We start from the raw sequence: 6,092 nt of genomic DNA, 5'->3' as shown, positions 1-6,092 counted from the left end.
CGCGCCGCATCCTGAACCGGCGGCGTACGCGAAGAAGTTCACCGGCAAGTACGCGCACCGGAATATCGGCGGCGGTGTCGGACATAACCTGCCGCAGGAAGCGCCGAAAGCGTTTGCCGATGCCGTGATCGACGTCGCACGTTTCTAGCAATACTTGCGAACGCATTGGCTAGTCGCGTTACACCGCCGCTCCCGTTTTGCCATCGCGACCCTTACCGCTGCGCCGGTCTTCGTCACCGTCATCGCGATTGTCGACGAAGGGCGAATCGGTGTCGCTGCCGCCGGCGCGCAGCGCAGTGCGCGCTTCTTCAGCCAGCTTTTCGTAGTGTTTGCGGAAGCGGGTCAAGTCCTTTTCCTCGAGCTCTTCAAGATCGAGCAGCGCGTTGTGAGCCCCTTCCAGTGCGCGGATCAACTCGTCGAGCTTGATCTGCATCGCGGCCGTATCGCGGTTCTGGGTGTTCTGGATCAGGAAGACCATCAGGAACGTGACAATCGTGGTCGACGTGTTGATCACGAGTTGCCACGTATCGCTGTAGTGAAAGAGCGGGCCGGTGAGGGCCCAGACGATCACCATGACGACGGCCAGAACAAAGGTGACCGGCCTGCCGGTCATCGTGGAAAGGAAGCTTGAGAACTTCGAAAACCATTTGCCGCTCATCATGATCTCCGCGAGTCGGGTCGACGTAAGGCATCATCGCACAGACGCCGCCTCGGCCCATGAGCAAGCGTCGAAGCACCTCAGTGGTCCGCCGATTTACCCCACACAATCGATTCAGGATGCTGTTCCAGATAGTCCGACAGCGCCTTCAGCGCGGCAAGTGTGCGGCGCAACTCGGTCAACGCCTGGCGAATATCGGTGTGCATCGGCGAGTCCTGCTGCAGCGTGGCGTTTGCGGCATTGAACGAGCGCTCGGCAGCCGCCAACGTCGTGTGCGCCTGCGGCACCAGTTCCGTGTCGATTCGCTGGAACAGGGAATTGGCGTTCACGAGCGCCTGGTTCAGATTGAAGCCGATCTCGTCGAAGGGGACGTGGTCGAGCCTCTTCACGATGTTGGCGAGTTGGTCCTGAAGTTCCTCGACGGTATTGGGCACGGTCGGCAGTTCGACCGGCATGCGACGTGTGTCGATGCTGACAGCGGGTACGTTCGGGAAGAAGTCCAGCGCCACATAGCGCTGGCCGGTCAGCACGCTGCCCATACGCAACTGCCCGCGCAAGCCCTGGGCGACCAGTTGATGCAGAAGCGCTTTGGCCGCCGCGCCGGAGCCTTCTCCGAGTGCCTCCCTGTAGCGTCGTCCGAGACGATAGGGGTAGAGGTTGAGCGTCACCACCATGTCGAAGCGATTGCGCGCCGGCGTGAAGTCAAGATCGATGGCGGTCACTTCGCCCAGTTCGACACCGTCGAAGTCGACCGGCGCGCCGACTGAGAGCCCGCGCACGGCTCCCGTTGAACCTCATGCGCACCGACGCGGCGGGTCCGTCGTCGGCACGACGCATCGCCTCGGTTCTGTTCGCGGCTAGAGCGAACGCGGCGCCGTCGGCGGCGCGAGGTTCGGGCGTCTGTGATCCGGGCAGATCGAATACGACGCCTCCGGAGAGCAACGTGGCAACGGATTGGGTGTCCAGCGTCAAGCCGCTCGAATCGAATCGCAGGTCGATGCCGCTTGCGTGCCACCATCGCGTGCCTGATGTGACATAGCGGTCGTAAGGCGCTTTCACGAATACATCGACATCGACGGCGGAGCCACCGCGAGCCAACGCATAGTTGAGGACTTGCCCCACCTGCACGCGCCGGAAATAGACTGGCGAGCCCACATTGAGCGATTCGAGGGAAGAAGCGTGCAGAACGAACCGCCCGCCGTTCTGCTCGCTGGTCACGGACGGCGGCGTTTCGAGGCCGGCAAACTGCTGGCATGTCGTGGACGCGCGCCCAACATCCACAGCGATGTAGGGACCGGAGATGAACGTCGTCAGCCCGGAGACACCGGCGGTGCCGACGCGCGGACGAACCACCCAGAAGCGCGTGCCGCACAGTGCAAACCGTTCGGCGGACGTGTCGAGCTCCATGACGGCGAGCACGCGTGAGCGGTCGTGCGAGAGCCGCAGTTCCGTCAATCTGCCTATTTCGACGTCCTTATAGCGCACGCGGGTTTTGCCGGCTTCGAGTCCTTCGGCTGTGGCGAAGCTGACGGTGACTTCGGACCCCGATCGTTCGAGCCAGAGCGCGAGAAGCGCGAGACAGATCAATGCGGCGGCAAGCGGCGCGAGCCAGATGACGGCGAGTCGTGGGCGAAGACGCATTTACAGCTTTCCGCGGACGACGTCGCCCATGTCTTTCGCCAACCGGCAAAGATAGCGCAGCGTTCGCTTGATGCTGTGCCTGATGCCTGCGCGGATCGACCTGGCTCGCGTGCCGCTGCCCGAGTTCGATGCTTGCGGGCCGGAAGCCTCGCGCTGGTCTCGCGTACGCGGACTACGTGGATGCCGCGAGCGCACGGTGTCTGAACCTTCTGGAGAGACCTGCCGGGTTAGCGAGGAGCAGCGTGAACATCCGGATAGAAACTCATGGCCAGTGTGATGTAGGCGAGCGCGGCGAAGACGCCGGCCAGGGTGCCGAACGCATCTCTCGCGGCCGGGCCACGCGTGAATTGAACCGGAATCCCCACCAGCAGATACGCCACAAAGAACACGACGGCGACCATCAAAGGCGGAGGGGCGAGTGTGACGACCATGTCAGCGAATGCGCGCATACGCGTACCTCGGAATAGTCCGGAACAGCGGCCTTGTCGTTGCGTCGGCTTGCCGTGGCCGATGCACCGTGGCGCTTGCGCGCCGCGGGTCAACTACGCGCAGCGCGCAAAGCGATGGACAGCGAAAGCGGACTGGTCAATGAAGCTGCGCCACCAGCGCATCCGCACCCTTGTCGAGTCCCGTCTTCGCAGCGCCCAGGGAACCGAAAGCGGCCGGCAGATTCATGGCGTTCGGATATTGCTTCGACACGTAGGCCTTCAGCAGTTGGCCGCTCGCGCCGTCATAGACTTCCACGGCGTAGGACACCGAGCCGCTGAATGCCCCCTGACCGCCGCGGATCGACTGCACGCCGTTGTAGAGATTGCCCGCAAGGTCGAAATGCATGAACTGCCCGACCAGCAACGTCGTGCTTTCGGCACCGGTCAAGGTCAGCTTGATCCGCAAGGTGTTGGGGCCGGGCTGCGTGGCCACGTCGAACCGTTTCGCCAGTTTTTCCGAGAACGTCCTTTGCATGTAGTCGGCAAGCGCGGCCCTGTCGGCGGCCTTTAATTCGCCGAACTGGTTGTCACTGCCCTGATAGACGGCCACGGGGTCCAGCACCACCTGCGTGTAGCGCGCCCAGACCACGGTCGCCGCGTACTTGTAGGGCACTTTGCCCGCATCGTCGTCGCGGTTCTGCTTCAACTGCGGCGAGGACGCGATGCCCGTGTACGCGACGGGTTGCACACCCGCGCAGGCCGCGAGGGCCAGTGCCGCTGCGCCGGCGAAAAGAAGCGGGACGAGTTTGTTCGTGAACATTGCATGTTCCTTGATGGGCAATTGAGTGCCGGTGAATGCCGGGCGGCGTGCAGTTCAGGCGAGAACCGATGAGGCCGAACAGTAGCACCGTCTTTATTGAATGTAAACCGTCTATCCGGTTTGTTTGTTGGGTGGCTTGAGCGGTACAATTCCAACCCTCAGAGCGAGCGCTGCTTGTGCCGACGGATGGCGCGACTGCTCGCCGACACTGATTCACCGCGCCGAATCACTTGCCCAATACCATCACGACGCGGCAGCACCGGGCCGGCACGGCCAGCGTGGCGACGTCATCACTATCGACAATGGATAACCAGACCCGTTCGGAGATTTCCCGCAAGAAGGCAATCGATGCCGCTCTTACCATCCTGACCCGCGAAGGCGTCGGTGGACTGACGTTCGATTCGTTGTCACGTGAAAGCGGCATCAGCAAGGGTGGACTGCTGCATCAGTTTCGCACCAAGCAGGGGGTACTGTGCGCGTTGCTGGAGCATCAGAAGCAGCAGTTCGAGCAGATCGCGCGCGACTATATGGCGAAAGAGGGCGCGTCGAAAGCGGAGCCCAACCTCGCGGCGCAGATTGCAATTTATCGGGAGTCCATCAATCAGCCGAATTCCGTGGCACGAGCTGTTCTCGCGGCACTGGTCGAGAACCCCAACTTGCTCGACGAAATGAAGACGCCCGACGCCGAGAAAATGAAGGCCTTGCAGGACGAAGCGACCGACCTCGATCTGTCGCTGTTGCGCTACTTTGCCGCCAGCGGTCTCGCGTTTCACTCTCTGTTGGGACTGTCGCCACTGGACGATTCGGCCCGCAACCGGCTGTTCGATCGTCTTCTCGATGAAGCGAGCTGGCAAGGTCAGCACTCGCAGACAAAACGTCGTAAGCGGTCCGCGGGCTGAGCCGCGCGGCGCGTCAATCTGCTCTGCGAGCCGCGCTGGTTCATCGCGAACGGCGCGTCAACGCTTGAGCAAGAGCGATCACCCCCGACTCTATTTCCTCGACACCGATGGACGCAAAACCGAGCACGAGCCCCGGCGGCGCGGGACGGTCGATCGCGTACAGCGATAGCGGGCGCGTCTCGATGCCTTCGCGTGCCGCACGCCGCGCCGCGTCGGCGTCGTCCGCGCCTCTGGGCAGAAAGGCGGGCGCATCGAGTCCCGCCACGATCGGCGCAAGCGCGAGCAAGCCCGAGAGATGCCGCTCGACCGCCGACGTCAGCGCCTCGGCCCGCTCGCCATAGAGCATGCGCATGCGTCGTATGTGCCGGCCGAAATGACCGTCGGCGATGAAGTCGTGCAACACTGATTGTTGATCGGTTGGAACATGCCGCGCCGTCGAGGACAGCGCGGCCACGAATGGCTCGACCAACCGGTCGGGCAGAATCGCATACGCCGTCCTCAAAGCGGGAAACAGCAGCTTGCTGAAGGTGCCGCAGTAGATCACGTGTCCGTGGTCGTCGAGGCTCTTCATCGCGGCAAGCGGGTGGCCTTCGAAGCGGTACTCGCTGTCGTAGTCGTCTTCGATGATGACGGCGCCTCGATCCCGTGCCCACTCGAGCAGCGATAGACGCCGTTCGAGCGCAAGCGGCGGACCCAGAGGCGCCTGGCGCCCGGCGGAGACATAAGCCAGACGCGCAGTTGCGGCGTGCTGACGGGCCCATGACACATCGACGCCTGCCGTGTCGACCGGCACGCCGATCACCCGGGCGCCCGCCGCTTCGAGTACGAAACGGGCGCCGGGGTAACCTGGGTCTTCCGTCCACGCGCTGTCCCCCGGATCGAGCAGGAGGCGCGCGGTCAAATCGATTGCCTGCTGAACGCTGCCCAACACGACGACGTTGTCCGCCGAACATCGAATACCGCGCGACGGACCGACATAAGCGGCGATCACTTCGCGCAGCGGCCGATACCCTTGCGCCTCGCCATCGCCGAGCAGATCCCGCTGCGCGCGACGCACCCGGTTGGCCGAGAGCCGTGCCCACAATTCGAATGGAAACGCATCGAGATCGGGCTGGCTGGCGCGAAACGCGCGCGCAGGGCGCGTGCGGCCGCTGAGTTGAAACGCGCTCCGCGCGAGCAAACGGCCACGCGCCGATAGCTCGACAACTGGCGGCTGCGTGCCGCTATCGCCGTCATGATGACGCTCGCGGGCAAGCGGCCGGCCATCGCGCTTTCTGGGCGACGTCCGCTCGCCGCTATCGATGCGCCGGTCCGGCAGTTCAGCCGCAACAAAACTGCCGCGTCCCACGGCGCCCGACAGATACCCTTCCGCGTCGAGTTGCGCGAAAACGCCCAGCACCGTTCCGCGCGACAGTCGAAATCGTGTTGCGAGATCGCGCGTGGAAGGCAGGCGCGCGCCCGGCGGCAACGTCCCCGACAAGATCGCCTTGCGCAACTCGTCATAGAGCCAGCGGTGAAGCGGCGCGCCTTCCGGTCTGGGCGCTAGCGCAAGTTCAATCTGTTCAGCTCGCCGCACGCTCTTCCTCGTCAAATTGGCTCAATCAATTTCCGAATAATGGACCTTTTTTATGACCATTCACAGCCTT

At 63.4% G+C, this 6,092-nt stretch carries 5 protein-coding genes and 2 pseudogenes; 2 read left to right on the top strand and 5 right to left on the bottom strand.

The genetic code is table 11. The features are described 5' to 3' along the window. Positions 1 to 148 (top strand): annotated as a pseudogene (locus P0D80_RS21430) (alpha/beta hydrolase); the annotation flags it as partial. A 30-nt stretch (positions 149 to 178) separates the two neighbouring features. Here P0D80_RS21430 and P0D80_RS21425 read toward each other — a convergent pair. The 4 genes and pseudogenes from P0D80_RS21425 to P0D80_RS21410 form a co-directional block, all read right to left on the bottom strand. Next, positions 179 to 661, bottom strand: coding sequence for a low affinity iron permease family protein (locus P0D80_RS21425; protein ID WP_408177756.1), 483 nt, complete (start codon positions 659 to 661; stop codon positions 179 to 181). A 77-nt stretch (positions 662 to 738) separates the two neighbouring features. After that, positions 739 to 2,299: pseudogene (locus P0D80_RS21420) on the bottom strand (PqiB family protein). Between the two features lie 227 nt (positions 2,300 to 2,526). Then, complete coding sequence (locus P0D80_RS21415; protein ID WP_408286581.1) at positions 2,527 to 2,748, bottom strand: hypothetical protein; 222 nt, start codon at positions 2,746 to 2,748, stop codon at positions 2,527 to 2,529. A gap of 136 nt (positions 2,749 to 2,884) precedes the next feature. After that, complete coding sequence (locus P0D80_RS21410) at positions 2,885 to 3,547, bottom strand: DUF3313 domain-containing protein (protein WP_408286580.1); 663 nt, start codon at positions 3,545 to 3,547, stop codon at positions 2,885 to 2,887. Positions 3,548 to 3,849: 302 nt separating this feature from the next. Between P0D80_RS21410 and P0D80_RS21405 the strand changes: the two genes are divergently transcribed. After that, complete coding sequence (locus tag P0D80_RS21405; protein WP_408286594.1) at positions 3,850 to 4,446, top strand: TetR/AcrR family transcriptional regulator; 597 nt, start codon at positions 3,850 to 3,852, stop codon at positions 4,444 to 4,446. Positions 4,447 to 4,486: 40 nt separating this feature from the next. Here the strand turns inward: P0D80_RS21405 and pdxR are convergent, their stop codons facing one another. Next, positions 4,487 to 6,022: a MocR-like pyridoxine biosynthesis transcription factor PdxR gene (gene pdxR / locus P0D80_RS21400; protein WP_408286578.1), complete on the bottom strand. Its 1,536-nt coding sequence runs from the start codon at positions 6,020 to 6,022 to the stop codon at positions 4,487 to 4,489. Positions 6,023 to 6,092 lie beyond the last annotated feature (70 nt).

The organism is Paraburkholderia sp. RL17-373-BIF-A, from assembly GCF_046030175.1.
Taxonomy (GTDB): domain Bacteria; phylum Pseudomonadota; class Gammaproteobacteria; order Burkholderiales; family Burkholderiaceae; genus Paraburkholderia.
The sequence above is the reverse complement of the archived record's forward strand: the minus strand, read 5'-3'. Positions and strand labels throughout refer to the sequence as shown.

Coding starts and splice junctions, on each gene's coding strand:
- P0D80_RS21425 (WP_408177756.1), bottom strand. CDS start 661: ATGATGAGCGGCAAATGGTTTTCGAAGTTCTCAAGCTTCCTTTCCACG.
- P0D80_RS21415 (WP_408286581.1), bottom strand. CDS start 2,748: ATGCGCGCATTCGCTGACATGGTCGTCACACTCGCCCCTCCGCCTTTG.
- P0D80_RS21410 (WP_408286580.1), bottom strand. CDS start 3,547: ATGTTCACGAACAAACTCGTCCCGCTTCTTTTCGCCGGCGCAGCGGCA.
- P0D80_RS21405 (WP_408286594.1), top strand. CDS start 3,850: ATGGATAACCAGACCCGTTCGGAGATTTCCCGCAAGAAGGCAATCGAT.